The sequence below is a fragment of the Streptococcus hongkongensis genome (assembly GCF_053206145.1).
Map to the genome: position 1 here is coordinate 1 of NZ_JBRUGD010000008.1, position 15,639 is coordinate 15,639.

Genomic DNA, 15,639 nt, shown 5'->3' on the forward strand with positions numbered 1-15,639 from the left:
GGAAGATTACTTGGAACAATTATTTGGAAACAGAGGGTAAGAAAATGACCCATTTAAAAAGCTATCTTTTCAAAAAAGATGTGAGGGCACAAAAAGGTGAGGAGAAAGTTTTCATGCGAAAGGCGTGCTAGTTCACTATACTTTACTTACAATTCTTATCAAATATGGTATAATAAGAGATACTAATGATTTTGGAGAAAAAATGAGTATAGACGATTATAGGCCGACCTATATGGTTGAGGCAGTTTATGATTTAAGAGCAAATGATCTATTGAGAAATGGTATCACTGCTGTATTAGTTGACCTGGATAACACGCTAATCGCTTGGAATAATCCTGATGGCACAGCCGAAGTGAGAGCTTGGCTAGATGAGATGACGATTGCGGATATTAGTGTAGTAGTCGTTTCAAATAATAATTATAAGCGTGTTGAAAGAGCAGTTTCTAAGTTTGGGGTAGATTTTATCAGTCGAGCTATGAAACCTTTTGCTAGAGGTATTAATATTGCAATAGAACGTTATGGCTTTGACAGAGATGAAGTTATCATGGTTGGTGATCAATTGATGACTGATATTAGAGCCTCTCATAGAGCTGGTATCAAGTCTGTTTTAGTTAAACCATTAGTAGCGTCTGATGCTTGGAATACTAAAATAAATAGAATGCGTGAAAAACGTGTCATTTCAAAACTAGAAAATAAATATGGCGCATTAGCATATAAAAAAGGAATTTGATGGAAGAAATATTTTGCATTGGATGTGGGGTAAGCATTCAAACTGAAAATAAGGAGCAGGCGGGTTTTACACCTCTTGCTGCACTAAAAAAAGGATTAGAGACAGGTGAATTATATTGTCAACGGTGCTTTAGATTACGCCACTACAATGAAATCACAGATGTTAATATTTCTGATGATGAGTTTTTAAAGCTACTTCATGAAGTTGGAGATAGTGATGCATTGGTCATTAATGTTATTGATATTTTTGATTTTAATGGGTCTGTTATTCCTGGTTTATCAAGGTTTGTATCTGGTAATGATGTTTTATTAGTAGGAAACAAAAAAGACATCTTACCGAAATCAGTAAAAGATCGTAAAGTAACACAATGGTTAACAGAAAGGGCTCATGAAGAAGGCCTTCGACCAGTTGATGTTATCTTAACTAGTGCTCAAAGTAAAGAGGCCATTAAAGACTTAATTTCAAAAATTGATCGCCTTCGAAAAGGAAGAGATGTTTACGTGGTTGGGGTTACGAATGTTGGCAAGTCAACATTAATTAATGCAATCATTCAAGAAATAACTGGGGATAAAGATCTTATAACAACTTCCCGTTTTCCTGGAACAACTCTTGATAAGATAGAAATTCCTTTAGATGATGGTTCATTTATTTTTGACACACCTGGAATCATCCACCGACACCAAATGGCTCATTATTTATCTGCAAAAGACCTAAAATATATCAGTCCTAAAAAAGAGATAAAACCAAAGACTTACCAATTGAATCAAAAACAAACTCTCTTTTTAGGTGGATTAGGTCGTTTTGATTTTATTCTCGGGGATAAGCAAGGCTTTACAGCTTATTTCGATAACAATTTAATGGTTCATAGAACTAAGTTGGAGGGTGCAAGTGAATTTTATCAAAAGCACCTTGGCTCATTATTAATGCCACCCGGAATTGCTGATAAGGAAAATTTCCCAGAGCTTACGCAGCATGAATTCACGATTTCTGATAAGACGGATTTAGTATTTTCTGGTCTAGGCTGGATAAGAATCAATGGAAGTAAGGAAAATCCTGTAAGAGTTGCAGGCTGGGCACCTAAAGGCGTTAGTGTTCTAACACGCAAAGCGATTATCTAAAAAATAATCTAAGAAAATAAAAGGAAATAAGATGTTAACAAGTAAACAACGTGCATTTTTGAAATCAGAAGCACACAGTCTTAAACCAATTGTACAAATTGGAAAAAATGGCTTAAATAACCAAATAAAAACAAGTATTAGACATGCACTTGATGCACGTGAATTGATTAAGGTAACTTTGTTGCAAAATACCGATGAGGATATTCATGATGTTGCTGAAACTTTGGAAGAAGAAATTGGTTGTGATACAGTTTTAAAAATAGGTCGTATCTTGATTTTATATAAAGTGTCTGCCAAAAAAGAGAATCGAAAATTATCTGTAAAAGTAAAGGATATTTAATCATTTAAAGTGAATGAATAGCTGAGGCTTTTTCAATTTAGGTTATCGTAAAATTTATACAAGTTGAGGAAAGTATGTCTTTAGAACTCGTAACACCATTTACAAAAGTAGAATTAAAAACAGAAAAAAAGGATAACAATAGAAAGCAAGTCGGTATTTTGGGTGGAAATTTCAATCCCATTCATAATGCCCATTTAGTGGTTGCTGACCAAGTGAGACAACAACTTGGTTTGGATCATGTCTATTTGATGCCAGAATTTAAACCTCCACATGTTGATACAAAAGAAACAATTGATGAGATGCATCGTCTAAAGATGATAGAGTTGGCCATTGAAGAAGTAGATGGCTTGGCTATTGAAACGTGTGAACTGGACCGAAAAGGAACGTCATATACTTTTGATACCATGAAATTTCTAACGGAACAAAATCCGGATGTTGATTATTACTTTATTATTGGTGCAGATATGGTTGCCTATTTGCCTAAATGGCATCGTATCGATGAACTTGTGGAACTGGTCCAGTTTGTTGGTGTCCAACGACCAAAGTTCAAAGCAGGTACTTCTTATCCAGTAATTTGGGTGGATATTCCTCTTTTGGATATTTCTTCAAGTATGATACGTGATTTCATTAAAAAAGATCGTCAACCAAATTACTTATTGCCACAGGCAGTCTTAACATATATTGAGCAAGAAGGTCTTTATAAATGACATACCAGGATTACCTTCCTTATGACCGTCAGGAGTTACTGGAGAAAATTGCTGCGCAGATGAGTCCTCACAGATTTCAACATGTACTAGGAGTTGAAAAAGCAGCCATTGCACTAGCTAAAAAGAATCACTACGATTATGAAAAAGCAGGGCTTGCTGCCCTATTACATGATTACGCTAAAGAATGTGATGATCACGTTTTTATTGATTTAATAAAAACGTATCAGTTGGATACTGATTTACTAAATTGGAATAACAATGTTTGGCATGGAAAAGTTGGTATCTATAAGATACAAGAAGATTTAGGATTGCAAGACCAAGAAATCTTACGTGCCATCGAGATTCATACTGTTGGTGCAGCAACTATGTCAACTCTTGATAAAATACTATATGTAGCTGACTATATTGAAGAGGGGAGAGATTTCCCATTAGTTGATGACGCTCGTCTGATTGCTAATGAAGATCTTGATAAGGCTGTTGCTTTTGAAACCGTAAATACAGTAGCTTATTTAGCTAAAAAAGCAGTGCCAATTTATCCACAAACAATAGAAACCTATAATGCCTTTTGTCATTATTTGAGGAACTAATCGTGAATGAAGTATTGCTTGTTGTTGATATGCAAAAGCAACTAATTGCTGAAAATCCTTATCATTTACCTCAAATGTTAGAAGGGATTCAAAGCTTAATTGCTCATTTTAGAGAAACTAATCATCCCATTATTTTTGTCAGACACAATGATTTAGGGATGCCGCTTGGTAGCCTGGATTGGGAGATTGATTCAAGTATAGCACCTATGGATGGTGAACGACTAGTTGATAAAAGCTATAATAGTGCTTTTAAAGATACAAATTTGAAGACTTACTTGGATGAATTAGAGATTACAACTGTCATTGTTGTTGGTATGCAAATAGAATATTGCATTGATGCAACCATAAAGTCAGCTTTTGATCTAGGTTATCATGTTATTGTTCCAAAGGGACTTGTTTCAACCTTTGATAATAATCTCATGTCTGCCGATACATTAATTAAACATTATGAAGGTATTTGGGCTGGTCGTTTTGCTCAGCTACAGCACATCAATGAGATGATCAAATAGAAAGAAATTGAAATTTAATGAAAAAAGAAGAATTATTAGAAATTGCTGTTAAAGCAGCAGATGAAAAACGTGCTGAGGATATTTTAGTACTTGACCTAGAAGGATTAACTAGCTTAACTGATTATTTTTTAATTGCTAGTGCAACTAATACAAGACAACTTGAAGCGATTGCTGAAAATATTCGTGAAAAGGTCAAAGAAGCTGGCGGTGATGCTAGTCATACCGAAGGCGATAGTGCAACTGGCTGGATATTGTTAGACTTAAATGATGTTGTTGTTCATATTTTTACAGAAGATCAACGTTTTCATTATAATATTGAAAAACTCTGGCATGATGCTCCAACAGTAGCTATTGAAAATGTTTTAGCATAAGAAGAAAAACAGTCCATATAGGCTGTTTTTTCAGAATAGAGGATAGAAAAGATGACAACATATGAAACATTTGCATCAGTTTATGATGCTGTTATGGACGATACGTTATATGACAAGTGGACTGACTTTTCGCTTCGCCATTTACCAAAAAGTAATAGTCGAAAAAAACTACTAGAGTTAGCTTGTGGGACAGGGATACAATCTGTTCGATTTGCACAAGCAGGATTTGATGTGACTGGTCTTGATTTGAGTCAAGAGATGCTTGATATTGCTGAAAAGCGTGCAAGGTCAGCTAAACAAAAAATCAATTTTTTACAAGGGAACATGCTTTATTTAACCCAAGCTGGGAAATATGATTTTGTTACTTGTTATTCAGACTCGATTTGTTATATGCAAGATGAAGTGGAAGTTGGCGATGTCTTCAAGGAAGTTTATAATGCTTTAAATGATGGTGGCGTCTTTATCTTTGATGTTCACTCAACCTACCAAACAGATACAGCCTTTCCAGGCTATTCTTACCATAAAAATGCAGATGAATTTGCCATGATTTGGGATACCTATGAGGATGAGGCTCCACATTCCGTCGTCCATGAATTAACATTCTTTATTCAAGAAGAAAATGGCTCTTTCACACGTCATGACGAAGTCCATGAAGAACGGACCTATGAAGTCTTAACTTATGATATCTTGCTTGAACAGGCTGGTTTTAAATCATTCAAACTTTATGCTGATTTTGAAGATAAAGAACCCACTGAAACAAGCAAACGATGGTTCTTTGTTGCTCAAAAATAAAGGAAGACAATATAATGAAAGTTGCTCTTATTATTTATCCAGAATTCTCACTATATGAAGTGACACCCTTGACTGCAACATTAGCCATTAATTATGACATATCAGTTGATATCATTGCCTCTGAAATGACGGTAATAAAGAGTGAGGATAATTTTCAAGTCATGCCTCATTTTAGTTTAGACCAGATTAATTTGGCCACTTATGATACTATTTTGTTAACTGGGACAATGGCTGCATTCGAAATATTGAAGGATCAAAAACTACTTTCAGAATTATCAAAAATAAATTTAAATAAGACGACTATTGCAGCTATTTCGTCATCTCCTTTATTTCTTGCAAAAGCAGGAGTATTGAGTGGACATCGGTTTACTGGTGGTATTTATAGCAACTTTCTAGATTATTGTACATGGCTAGAAAAAGAAAATTACACTGGTGCACATTATTATCAGGATAGAAATATCATTACAGCAGTAGGTGATAAAAGTGGTGTAGAAGGTTTTACTCAATTAGTATTAAAGCAACTAGGCTTGATTACTGAAGATATTGAATTGGATTCAGGGAAAGTGTCATTTGATTTGTCAGAAGAAGAGTTTAATTCATTCCTAAAAGAAATAAATCCGGAGGTACTATGACAATTACTGGTATTGTGGCTGAGTTCAATCCCTTTCATAATGGGCATGCTTATCTTCTAAACCAAGTTGAGAGCCTAAAAGTTGTTGTTATGTCTGGCAATTTTGTGCAAAGAGGTGAACCGGCTGTTGTTGATAAATGGACCCGAACTCAGATGGCTTTGAATCAGGGAGCTGATTTGGTTGTTGAACTGCCATTTTTAGTGGCAGTCCAGTCGGCTGACTATTTTGCTCAGGGAGCCATTGCTATCCTAGCCAAATTGGGAGTTGGAAAACTAGTCTTTGGCTCTGAAGAGGTGATTGATTACCAAAGCGTTTCTGATACTTATGGGGAAAAAGCAGAGCAGATGGAAGCTTATTTAAGGCAACTTGATGACTCCCTCACTTATCCTCAGAAAACACAAAAAATGTGGCAAGCCTTTGCCGGTTTAGACTTTGCAGGAGAAACCCCAAATCATATTTTAGGACTGGCTTATGCCAAAGCTTGCGCCGCAAAAAATATTAAACTTGAAGCAATCAAACGCCAGGGGGCTAATTATCATTCCACTGACAAAACTGCTCAAATGGCTTCAGCGACAGCCATTCGACAGCATCTAAATGATCAAGAATTTCTAGAAAGCGTCATGCCAGATTCTGATTTATTCTTACAGGCAAATCCTGTGTCTTGGGCGGACTATTTTCCTTTCTTAAGGTACCAGATTGTGATCCATCGGGACTTGACCAGCATTTTCCAGGTTAATCAGGAACTAGCAAGTCGGATTAGCGCAGCTATTGGGAGCGTAGCGACTATAGATGAGTTGGTCGACAAAGTTGCCACAAAACGCTATACAAAGGCGCGAGTTCGTCGTGTGTTGACCTATATCTTAGTCAATGCCAAAGAGGAACCACTGCCTGATGCGGTCCATGTTTTGGGCTTCTCAGAAGCAGGTCAGGCCCATTTGAAGTCAATCAAGTCGCAGGTAGAATTGGTAAGTCGCATTGGTGCAAAAGCTTGGGACCCCATGACTCAGTTGGCTGATCAAGTCTATCAAATGGGGAATCCCGAGATTGAGGAACAGAACTACGGGCGCGTGCCTGTGAGGAAAAAAAGGCTTGACCCTCACATGACGTCATAGTTTATACTTTTTAGTAAGAGGTAATGATGAGGACAGTAAATGAAATGAGTAAGCTCACTGGTATTAGTGTGCGCACGCTCCACTATTATGATGCGATTGATTTATTAAAACCAACACGTGTTGGGGAAAATGGCTACCGCTTTTATGATGATGAGAGCCTCAAGAGGTTACAGTCCATTTTACTTTACCGTGAATTAGAGTTTCCTCTTAAAAAAATCAAAGAAATAATGGATAGCCCAGCTTATATCAGAGATGAGGCCTTACTTGAACAAATTACTTTTTTAGAGGAGAAACAAGCCCACCTACATAAAGTGATCGCGCATGCTAAGGCTATCCAAGGAGGAAATGAGATGTCAGAATTTGATGTTTACGACCAAGAAGTAAAAGAGCGTTGGGGTGATACGGAAGCCTTTCAAGAGTATCAGGGCAAAGCTGGTAAGATTAATCAAGAGCAAGTTGCTGCTGATATGCAAGCTATTTTTGCTGAGTTTGGGAACTTACAAAATGAAGCAGTAGCTAGTCCACTTGTGCAAGTACAAGTTAAAAAATTGCAAGTTTATATTACAGCTAATTTTTATACCTGTACAAAAGAGATTTTAGCTGGTCTAGGACAACTCTACACGGAAGATGAACGCTTTAAAGCTAACATTGACAAGATGGGTGGAAGTGGGACGGCAGAATTTGCAGGCAAAGCTATTGAAACCTATTGTCAGAGTGCTTAATTCACCTTGTAATAAGAGTAATAGAAAATAAAGGAGTTAAATCATGTCAGATTTAAGTATGTTGCAGTGGACATTTATTTCAGAATGTCAAATTCCAAATGATGTTGAATCAGTATTAGTTCCTGGAGAAGTTGCAGTTGCAGCTTACAAAACAATCAGAGATAATGCGATTTTTACCAATAAACGACTGATTGTTAGAGATGCTCAAGGATTGACAGGGAAAAAAGTAGAAATTTACTCATTGCCGTATTCAGCTATTAATATGTGGTCTACTGAAAATGCTGGTGTTTTGGATATGAATTCTGAAGTTGAATTATGGACTAGAGCAGGTCATATCAAAATTAATCTAAGACGAGGCGTCGATATTAGACAACTCGATCAGTTGATTGCAGAAGCAATACTCTAGTAGATTTTTTTATGATCTGATTAGGTTTATCAGAATAATGCCGATCAGTAACTTATCAGTTTATATTATCTAAAGTCTCAATTGAGGCTTTTTTGAGGGCAAGACAGATACTTCAGTCAGATGGACTAATCATTTGATTTTTATTGTTCACAAGCGTCAGCTCTGTTAAATTTCATTTTACCAAATGCTTGCAAAGTGCTATAATAATAGAGTTAAAAGATAAGATAGCTCTGCAATTCAACAGGGACTACATAAAAAAATGTTAATTTAGAGGAGATTCCAATGGGACGTAAATGGGCCAATATTGTTGCCAAGAAAACTGCTAAAGATGGTGCTACTTCAAAAGTCTATGCTAAATTTGGTGTAGAAATCTATGTTGCTGCAAAACAAGGGGATCCAGATCCTGAGTCAAACTCAGCCTTAAAATTCGTTATTGACCGTGCTAAACAAGCGCAAGTTCCAAAACACGTTATTGATAAAGCGATTGATAAAGCTAAAGGAAATACTGATGAGACTTTCGTAGAAGGCCGTTATGAAGGTTTTGGACCAAATGGTGCAATGATTATCGTTGATACCTTGACATCAAATGTTAACCGTACGGCAGCTAACGTTCGTACTGCTTACGGTAAAAATGGTGGCAATATGGGCGCGTCAGGTTCAGTATCTTATCTGTTTGATAAAAAAGGAGTTATCGTTTTTGCCGGTGATGATGCGGATGCTATCTTTGAACAACTATTAGAAGCTGATGTTGAAGTGGACGATGTGGAAGCAGAAGAAGGAACAATTACTGTTTATACTGCCCCAACGGATCTTCACAAAGGTATCCAAGTGCTTCGTGATAATGGGATTGAAGAATTCCAAGTGACTGAACTTGAAATGATTCCGCAATCAGAAGTGACACTTGAAGGCGAAGATCTTGAAAAATTCGAAAAATTAGTTGACGCACTTGAATCAGATGATGATGTCCAAAAAGTTTACCATAACGTTTCAGATTTTTAATGAGATCTTCTCTATCAGTGGATAAGCCAAAAGGCTTGTCCACTTTTTTTATGTGATAAAGAAAGCATATCACTGTGATATGGTATTGGTATTAGTACTAGCTAGTGAATCATGCTAAAATACTACTATTATAACCAAGGGGAGAATGCTCAATGAAATTAAATAAAATAGTAGCAGTCAGTGCTTTAGGTTTGGCAACAGTCAGCCTCTTAGCAGCATGTGCTAATGATAAAAATACTAGTTCAAATAAGAAGGAAGAAGTAAACTTTGCAACTGTTGGAACAACTGCTCCATTTTCTTATCAAAAAGATGGAAAATTAACAGGCTATGATATTGAAGTTGCTAAAGCTATTTTTAAAGATTCTTCAAATTACAAAGTTAACTTTAAGAAAACAGAATGGTCATCTATTTTTACTGGTTTAGATGCTAGCAAATTCCAAATGGGTGCCAATAATATTTCATATACAAAAGAGCGTGCTAACAAGTACCTTTTCTCATACCCCACAGGGACAACGCCATCTGTTTTAGTTGTTCCTAAAGATAGTGATATCAAATCTTATAGTGATATCAAAGGGCATTCAACTCAAGTAGTTCAGGGGACAACAACTGCGGCTCAGCTTGAAGCTTACAAGAAAAAAGAAGGCAATGCAAGTTTAGACTTGAAGTATACTAACGAAAACATTACGCAAATTTTAAATAATTTGAGTCAAGGTAAGGTGGACTTCAAAATCTTTGATGCCCCAACCGTTAATGCTATTATCAAGGAGCAAGGCTTGGATAATTTAAAAACAATTCCTTTGGAAAGCAAAGATCAACCATACATTTACTTCATTTTTGGTCAAGATCAAAAAGAATTGCAAAGCTTTGTTAACAAACGTCTGAAAGCCTTAGAAAAAGATGGAACTTTGACCAAGTTAGCCAAGGAATACCTGGGTGGATCATATGCTCCAAGTTTGGTTGAAATGAAAGAACCCAAATAATATGATGACAGACTTTCCAACGGAAAGTCTTTTTAATACCTAGGTATATAGTTTGAAACTATATAAAAAGCTATATTTTATCTATTTGAAAACTATATTGTTTTAGGTTAGAATAAGAACATGATTTAGAAATGAGGACTATATTACATGAAATTACAAAAGGTTTTAGGAATTGCAGGGATTGCATTATTGTCAACAGTTTTAGTTGCTTGTGGTAGTGAAAAAAATGATAAAAACACCATCACTGTGGGTGTTATGACAAAGACAGAGTCAGATCAAGCGCGTTGGCAAAAAATTGAAGACTTGTTAAAAAAGGATAACATCACAATTAAGTATAAAGAGTTTACGGATTATAACCAACCCAATAAGGCAGTTGATAATGGAGAAGTAGATATCAATGCTTTTCAACATTATAACTTTTTAAATAATTGGAATAAAGAAAACAAAGGTGATTTGGTTGCTATTGCAGATACTTATATCAGTCCAATTCATTTATTCTCTGGTACAGATCAAAAAGGAAAAGCTAAGTATACTAGTATTAAAGATTTGTCAAAGGGCGCACAAATTGCCATCCCTAATGATGCAACAAATGAATCACGTGCACTTTATTTATTAGAATCAGCTGGACTTATCAAATTAGATGTTTCTGGTGAAAAATTAGCTACCATTGCTAATGTGACAAGCAATAGTAAGGATTTGGACATCAAGGAACTTGATGCTAGTCAGACTGCACGTTCATTAACTTCTGCTGATGCAGCTATTGTCAATAATAGCTTTGCAGTTCCTGCAAAAATTGATTACAAAACATCACTTTACAAAGAAAAAGTTGATAAAAATACAAAACAATGGGTTAATATTTTAGCAGCTAAAAAGGATTGGAAGAAGACTGACAAAGCCCAGGCTATTAAAAAATTAATCAAAGCTTACCACACAGATGATGTGAAAAAAGTTGTTGATAAAACATCTAATGGTGTTGATATCACAGTATGGTAATCCCTTATAACAGATTAAAGTAATGACAAAGAGGTTGAAGACAAATGTCCCAACCTTTTCTTGATAGGAGAAGAATAAATGACTAGATTAGATAATAGAGATATCATTGATACATTCTGGGAAGATTCGATAACCCAATCTTATTTAGAGGTATTAAAGTCATTAATTGCTAAAAAATCAATTTTTGCGCAAGATATTGGTCTTCTTGACGTAGCAACTTTTCTACAAACTATTTTTGAAAAGGCAGGGGCCGAAGTGATTTTAGATAAAACTTATCAGGCTCCCTTTGTATTGGCAAAATTTATTAGCCCAAATAAGAATGCCAAAACGCTTATCTTTTATAATCATTATGATACTGTCCCAGCAGATGGTGATCAAAAATGGCAAAGTCAACCGTTTGAATTGACAATCAAAGATAACGTTATGTATGGGCGAGGCGTTGATGATGATAAAGGTCATATTATTGCGCGTTTAACTGCGGTTCAGAAATACATAAGTGACTTTGGCGCTTTACCAATCAATATTATTTTTATGTTAGAAGGTGCCGAGGAATCAGCATCAGTCGATTTAGAGCACTATTTAAGCAAGTACAAAAATCAGTTAGTGGGTTCAGAACTCTTGATTTGGGAACAAGGTATCAGAAATGAACAGGATCAACTCGAGGTAACAGGGGGCAATAAAGGGATCGTCACCTTTGATGCAAAGGTTAAGAGTGCAGCTCTCGATTGTCACTCTAAATTAGGGGGAAGTATTGAATCTGCAACTTGGTATCTGATTGATGCCTTAAGCAGCTTAAGGGGAGAAAATGGCCAAATTCTAGTTGATGGATTGACGGATGCCATTCAAAAACCGAGTCAAAAAGAATTAGATTTGGTGGCACACTATGCATTAGAAGATGAAGAAAAGATAAAAGGGCTTTACGGGCTTAGATTACCTATGTTACAATCAGATAGATTGGAATTTTTGAAGACCTATTATTTTCAACCTTCATTAACGATTCAGGGTTTTGCATCAGGTTATTTAGGAAAAGGTGTTAAAACAATCATTCCCTCGGAAGCGAACGCCAAGTTAGAAATCCGTTTGGTACCAGGGATGGATCCGGAAGTCGTTTTTGAACAGGTTAAAAAGCAATTACAGAAAAATGGCTTTGATCAGGTTGAATTGCTTTATACTCTTGGTGAAAAAAGCTACCGCAGTGATTTAAGTCATCCGGCTATACAACATTTGATTACAGTTTTAGATAAGCATTATCCAAGAGGGCTAAGCCTTCTACCAACATCGGCAGGAACTGGACCAATGCATACAGTCTTTGAAGAATTAGCTGTACCTATGGCTTCATTTGGTTTAGGCAACAAGGATAGTCGTGATCATGCTGGAGATGAAAATATTAGTATTGAAGATTATTATACCCATATTGTATTGGTAGAGGAGTTAATTAAAAGTTATGAGTGAAGAAACGATAATTCAATTAGATCATATTGATATTACTTTTGAACAAAAAAATCGTCAAATACAGGCTGTAAAAGATGTTTCAATAGACATCAAAAAAGGTGATATCTATGGAATAGTTGGCTATTCTGGTGCTGGTAAATCAACTTTAGTCCGTGTTATCAATCTGTTGCAAAAACCAAGTTCAGGAAAAATTACCATTGATCAGGATGTTACTTTTGATCAAGGCAAAGTACAATTGTCAACACAAGCCTTGAGGGAAAAACGACGCCATATTGGCATGATTTTCCAACATTTTAATTTGATGGCACAAAAGACTGCTAAAGAAAATGTTGCTTTTGCACTACGTCATTCAGACTTGTCTAAGGTAGCTATTGACAAAAAAGTAGAAGACTTACTTGATTTGGTGGGATTATCTGATCGTGCTAACAATTACCCATCACAATTGTCAGGTGGACAAAAGCAACGGGTTGCGATTGCGCGTGCCTTGGCCAATGACCCTAAGATTTTAATTTCAGATGAGGCGACTTCGGCTTTAGATCCTAAAACAACAAAACAAATTTTAAGTCTTTTACAGGACCTCAATAAAAAATTAGGCTTAACGATTGTGATGATTACCCATGAAATGCAAATTGTAAAAGACACGTGTAATCGTGTTGCAGTTATGCAAAATGGCGTTTTAATTGAAGAAGGATCGGTTCTTGAGATTTTTTCAAATCCTAAGGAAGCTTTAACACAGGAATTTATCCTAACGGCAACGGGAATTGATGAAGCAATGTCAAAAATTAACCAACAAGAAATTGTGAAAAACCTACCGAAAAATGCGCTGCTAGTCCAATTAAATTATATTGGAAGCTCAACTGATGAACCAATTTTAAATCAGATTTACCGTGATTATGAAGTGACGGCAAATATTTTATATGGTAATATCGAAATATTAGATCAGACGCCTGTTGGTGAAATGATTCTCGTTCTAGAAGGACGACCAGAGTCTATCATTGCTGCTGAAAAAGCGCTTAATGAAGCAGATGTTCAAGTACAAGTGTTAAAAAGGGGAGAATAAATGACTGATTTCTTACATACTTATTTACCAAATGTTGTTCAGTTAGGTTGGTCAGGTGATGCTGGCTGGGGCATGGGCATTTGGAATACCCTTTTTATGACCATCGTACCATTTATTGTTGGGGGCTCTATTGGGCTTTTTCTTGGGTTAATGCTCGTTTTGATGGGGCCAGGTGGCGTCATTGAAAATAAACAGGTTTCTTGGTTTTTAGATAAAGTAACTTCTATATTTAGAGCGATCCCATTTATCATTTTAATTGCTATATTGGCTAGTTTGACTTACTTGCTAATGGGAACAATCTTAGGTGCTAAGGCTGCTCTCGTCCCCTTAACTTTTGCGACCTTTCCATTTTTCGCACGGCAAGTTCAAGTTGTCTTTTCAGAACTTGATAAAGGGGTTATTGAAGCTGCCCAGGCTTCAGGAGCGACTTTCTGGGATATTGTAGTGGTTTATTTAACAGAAGGTTTACCTGACTTGATTCGAGTGTCTACAGTGACCTTAATTTCACTTGTCGGGGAGACGGCGATGGCTGGGGCAATTGGTGCTGGAGGACTTGGTAATATTGCTATTTCCTATGGCTATAATCGTTTTAACAACGATGTGACCTGGGTAGCCACTTTGTTAATTTTATTACTGATCTTTTTGATTCAATTCTTAGGCGACAGCTTAACACGTCGTATTAGTCACAAATAAAAAAAATAAGGAGACAAATTCTTGTCCCTTATTTTTTTAGTTGTCTTAGACATAATCCAAGTAAGAATCCAATGATCGCAAAGCTAATCCAACCAAGAGAGAACTGTCCTAAAGGAACAATCTCTAAGAAGAATTGATTTAGTGAGGTTGGTAGTGAAAATAAACCAGTCATTTTTGATAAGGTTGAAATAGCATCAAACAAGGCTGGTATCATGGTCATAAAAATAGTTGTTTTAAAAACTAGAGGATCTTTATGAAATACGTTTTGCAATAAAACTAAGAAGATTAAAGCGATGGTAATAGGGTAGAGTAAGAAAAGGACAGGAGTTGACCATTTGACAATGGCATCCAGACCACCCAAATAAAAACTAGCTGAAATGAGCGTAAAGATACTTGCCCAAGTGACTTGAGACCATCGAGGCTGTAGTTCATGAAAGAAAGAGGCGCTTGAGCTGATAAGACCAGTTGACGTTGTAAGACAAGCTAAGAAGATAAGAATAGCCAAACAAATTTGCCCTAAGCCTCCAAGATAAAAAGCACTGGTATGGCTAAGTAATTGCCCGCCATTTATGGGCTTATTGCCAGAAATAAATAAGCCATCTTTGAAAGTGAAAAGGGATTGTGATGTTGCGCCAATTCGCCCAATGAAAATATAAACAATGGCTAATAAGGTAATGGCAATTAGTCCAGAAATGATAGTTATTCTAGTGATGTCTTTATCAGACTTTGCTCCAAATTGTTTGGTTGCTTGAATGACTAGTATTGAAAAAACAAGTGATGCTAGAGCATCCATTGTACCATAACCTTGAATTAAACCTGCCATAAAGGGAAAGTCTTTAAAAGCATTATTGATGCCTAAACCAGCATTATGTGCTTGTCCATATGGTCCTGCGGGTTGTATAAATGAAGCAATAACAAGAATTGTAATAACAACTAGTAATGTTGGTGTTAAATATTTTCCAATATTATTTGACAACTGATTGGGCTTAATAGCTAGGTAATAGGACAAACCAAAGAAAAACAAGGCATAAACAATTTTATGGCTGATACTGTCCCCTAATAGCGGAGCAATTCCAACTGCATACGAAGTCGCTCCAGTTCTTGGGATGGCAAAAAAAGGTCCGATAGAGAGATATAAGAGAGCAGAGAAAACGAAGGCAAACCACTTTGCTATTGGCATAGCTAATTCTTTAACATCTTTAGAACCGGATTTTGAAATAGCTAAAACTCCCAAGAGTGGTAAAGAAACACCTGTTAAACAAAATCCTAAAATGGCCCCAAAAAGGTGGTTACCTGAATAGAGTCCAAGAATTGCTGGGTAAATTAAATTTGCAGCTCCAAAAAATAATGCAAAGAGCATGAAACCAATGATAATATAAACTTTTTTTTGAGACATATTCTACCTTAATTCGTAATATTGAAAATTCTGAAAATTT

19 protein-coding genes are annotated in these 15,639 nt (G+C 36.1%); 18 read left to right on the top strand and 1 reads right to left on the bottom strand.

Annotated elements, in window-relative coordinates:
- The first annotated feature begins 202 nt into the window (after nt 1-202).
- From ACVRZD_RS06005 to ACVRZD_RS06090, 18 genes are all read left to right on the top strand, one after another.
- Complete coding sequence (locus ACVRZD_RS06005; protein WP_037625538.1) at nt 203-730, top strand: YqeG family HAD IIIA-type phosphatase; 528 nt, start codon at nt 203-205, stop codon at nt 728-730.
- A complete protein-coding gene (gene yqeH / locus ACVRZD_RS06010; RefSeq protein WP_037625537.1) occupies nt 730-1,848 on the top strand; it encodes a ribosome biogenesis GTPase YqeH in 1,119 nt (372 codons plus the stop codon). The genes ACVRZD_RS06005 and yqeH overlap by 1 nt, the downstream gene beginning before the upstream one ends.
- Nucleotides 1,849-1,879: 31 nt before the next feature.
- Nucleotides 1,880-2,188 carry a ribosome assembly RNA-binding protein YhbY gene (gene yhbY, locus ACVRZD_RS06015; RefSeq protein WP_037625535.1) on the top strand — a complete coding sequence of 103 codons (309 nt, stop codon included), beginning with the start codon at nt 1,880-1,882 and terminating at the stop codon, nt 2,186-2,188.
- Nucleotides 2,189-2,262: 74 nt separating this feature from the next.
- The gene (locus ACVRZD_RS06020) at nt 2,263-2,895 is read left to right on the top strand and encodes a nicotinate-nucleotide adenylyltransferase (RefSeq protein ID WP_037625533.1); all 633 of its coding nucleotides are present in this window, start codon (nt 2,263-2,265) and stop codon (nt 2,893-2,895) included.
- Nucleotides 2,892-3,482, top strand: coding sequence for a bis(5'-nucleosyl)-tetraphosphatase (symmetrical) YqeK (yqeK, locus tag ACVRZD_RS06025; RefSeq protein WP_037625531.1), 591 nt, complete (start codon nt 2,892-2,894; stop codon nt 3,480-3,482). Before ACVRZD_RS06020 ends, yqeK begins: the two co-directional genes overlap by 4 nt.
- 2 nt (nt 3,483-3,484) lie before the next feature.
- On the top strand, nt 3,485-3,991 hold the full coding sequence (locus tag ACVRZD_RS06030) for a cysteine hydrolase family protein (RefSeq protein WP_052128123.1): 507 nt from the start codon (nt 3,485-3,487) through the stop codon (nt 3,989-3,991).
- Nucleotides 3,992-4,008: 17 nt separating this feature from the next.
- Entirely contained in the window at nt 4,009-4,362 is a 354-nt protein-coding gene (rsfS, locus tag ACVRZD_RS06035; protein WP_037625529.1) for a ribosome silencing factor, read from the top strand.
- Nucleotides 4,363-4,413: 51 nt separating this feature from the next.
- Nucleotides 4,414-5,154 (top strand): class I SAM-dependent DNA methyltransferase, encoded by a 741-nt coding sequence (locus tag ACVRZD_RS06040; protein WP_447450357.1) that lies wholly within the window; start codon nt 4,414-4,416, stop codon nt 5,152-5,154.
- Between the two features lie 14 nt (nt 5,155-5,168).
- Nucleotides 5,169-5,786, top strand: coding sequence for a DJ-1/PfpI family protein (locus tag ACVRZD_RS06045; protein ID WP_037625527.1), 618 nt, complete (start codon nt 5,169-5,171; stop codon nt 5,784-5,786).
- Complete coding sequence (locus tag ACVRZD_RS06050; RefSeq protein WP_037625525.1) at nt 5,783-6,898, top strand: nucleotidyltransferase; 1,116 nt, start codon at nt 5,783-5,785, stop codon at nt 6,896-6,898. The genes ACVRZD_RS06045 and ACVRZD_RS06050 overlap by 4 nt, the downstream gene beginning before the upstream one ends.
- A 26-nt stretch (nt 6,899-6,924) precedes the next feature.
- A complete protein-coding gene (locus ACVRZD_RS06055; protein WP_037625523.1) occupies nt 6,925-7,620 on the top strand; it encodes a MerR family transcriptional regulator in 696 nt (231 codons plus the stop codon).
- Between the two features lie 43 nt (nt 7,621-7,663).
- Nucleotides 7,664-8,026 (top strand): PH domain-containing protein, encoded by a 363-nt coding sequence (locus ACVRZD_RS06060; protein WP_037625521.1) that lies wholly within the window; start codon nt 7,664-7,666, stop codon nt 8,024-8,026.
- Between the two features lie 282 nt (nt 8,027-8,308).
- Entirely contained in the window at nt 8,309-9,025 is a 717-nt protein-coding gene (locus ACVRZD_RS06065) for a YebC/PmpR family DNA-binding transcriptional regulator (RefSeq protein ID WP_447450358.1), read from the top strand.
- Between the two features lie 152 nt (nt 9,026-9,177).
- Nucleotides 9,178-10,005, top strand: a complete 828-nt coding sequence (locus ACVRZD_RS06070) for an amino acid ABC transporter substrate-binding protein (protein WP_037625517.1) — start codon at nt 9,178-9,180, stop codon at nt 10,003-10,005.
- 147 nt (nt 10,006-10,152) lie between these two features.
- Nucleotides 10,153-10,998 (top strand): MetQ/NlpA family ABC transporter substrate-binding protein, encoded by an 846-nt coding sequence (locus ACVRZD_RS06075; protein WP_037625516.1) that lies wholly within the window; start codon nt 10,153-10,155, stop codon nt 10,996-10,998.
- A gap of 78 nt (nt 10,999-11,076) precedes the next feature.
- Nucleotides 11,077-12,450: a M20/M25/M40 family metallo-hydrolase gene (locus ACVRZD_RS06080; protein ID WP_037625514.1), complete on the top strand. Its 1,374-nt coding sequence runs from the start codon at nt 11,077-11,079 to the stop codon at nt 12,448-12,450.
- Nucleotides 12,443-13,510, top strand: coding sequence for a methionine ABC transporter ATP-binding protein (locus ACVRZD_RS06085; RefSeq protein ID WP_037625511.1), 1,068 nt, complete (start codon nt 12,443-12,445; stop codon nt 13,508-13,510). The genes ACVRZD_RS06080 and ACVRZD_RS06085 overlap by 8 nt, the downstream gene beginning before the upstream one ends.
- Nucleotides 13,511-14,203 (top strand): methionine ABC transporter permease, encoded by a 693-nt coding sequence (locus tag ACVRZD_RS06090; protein ID WP_037625510.1) that lies wholly within the window; start codon nt 13,511-13,513, stop codon nt 14,201-14,203. It begins immediately after the preceding gene.
- 28 nt (nt 14,204-14,231) lie between these two features.
- Here the strand turns inward: ACVRZD_RS06090 and brnQ are convergent, their stop codons facing one another.
- Nucleotides 14,232-15,599 (bottom strand): branched-chain amino acid transport system II carrier protein, encoded by a 1,368-nt coding sequence (brnQ, locus tag ACVRZD_RS06095; protein ID WP_037625508.1) that lies wholly within the window; start codon nt 15,597-15,599, stop codon nt 14,232-14,234.
- Nucleotides 15,600-15,639 lie beyond the last annotated feature (40 nt).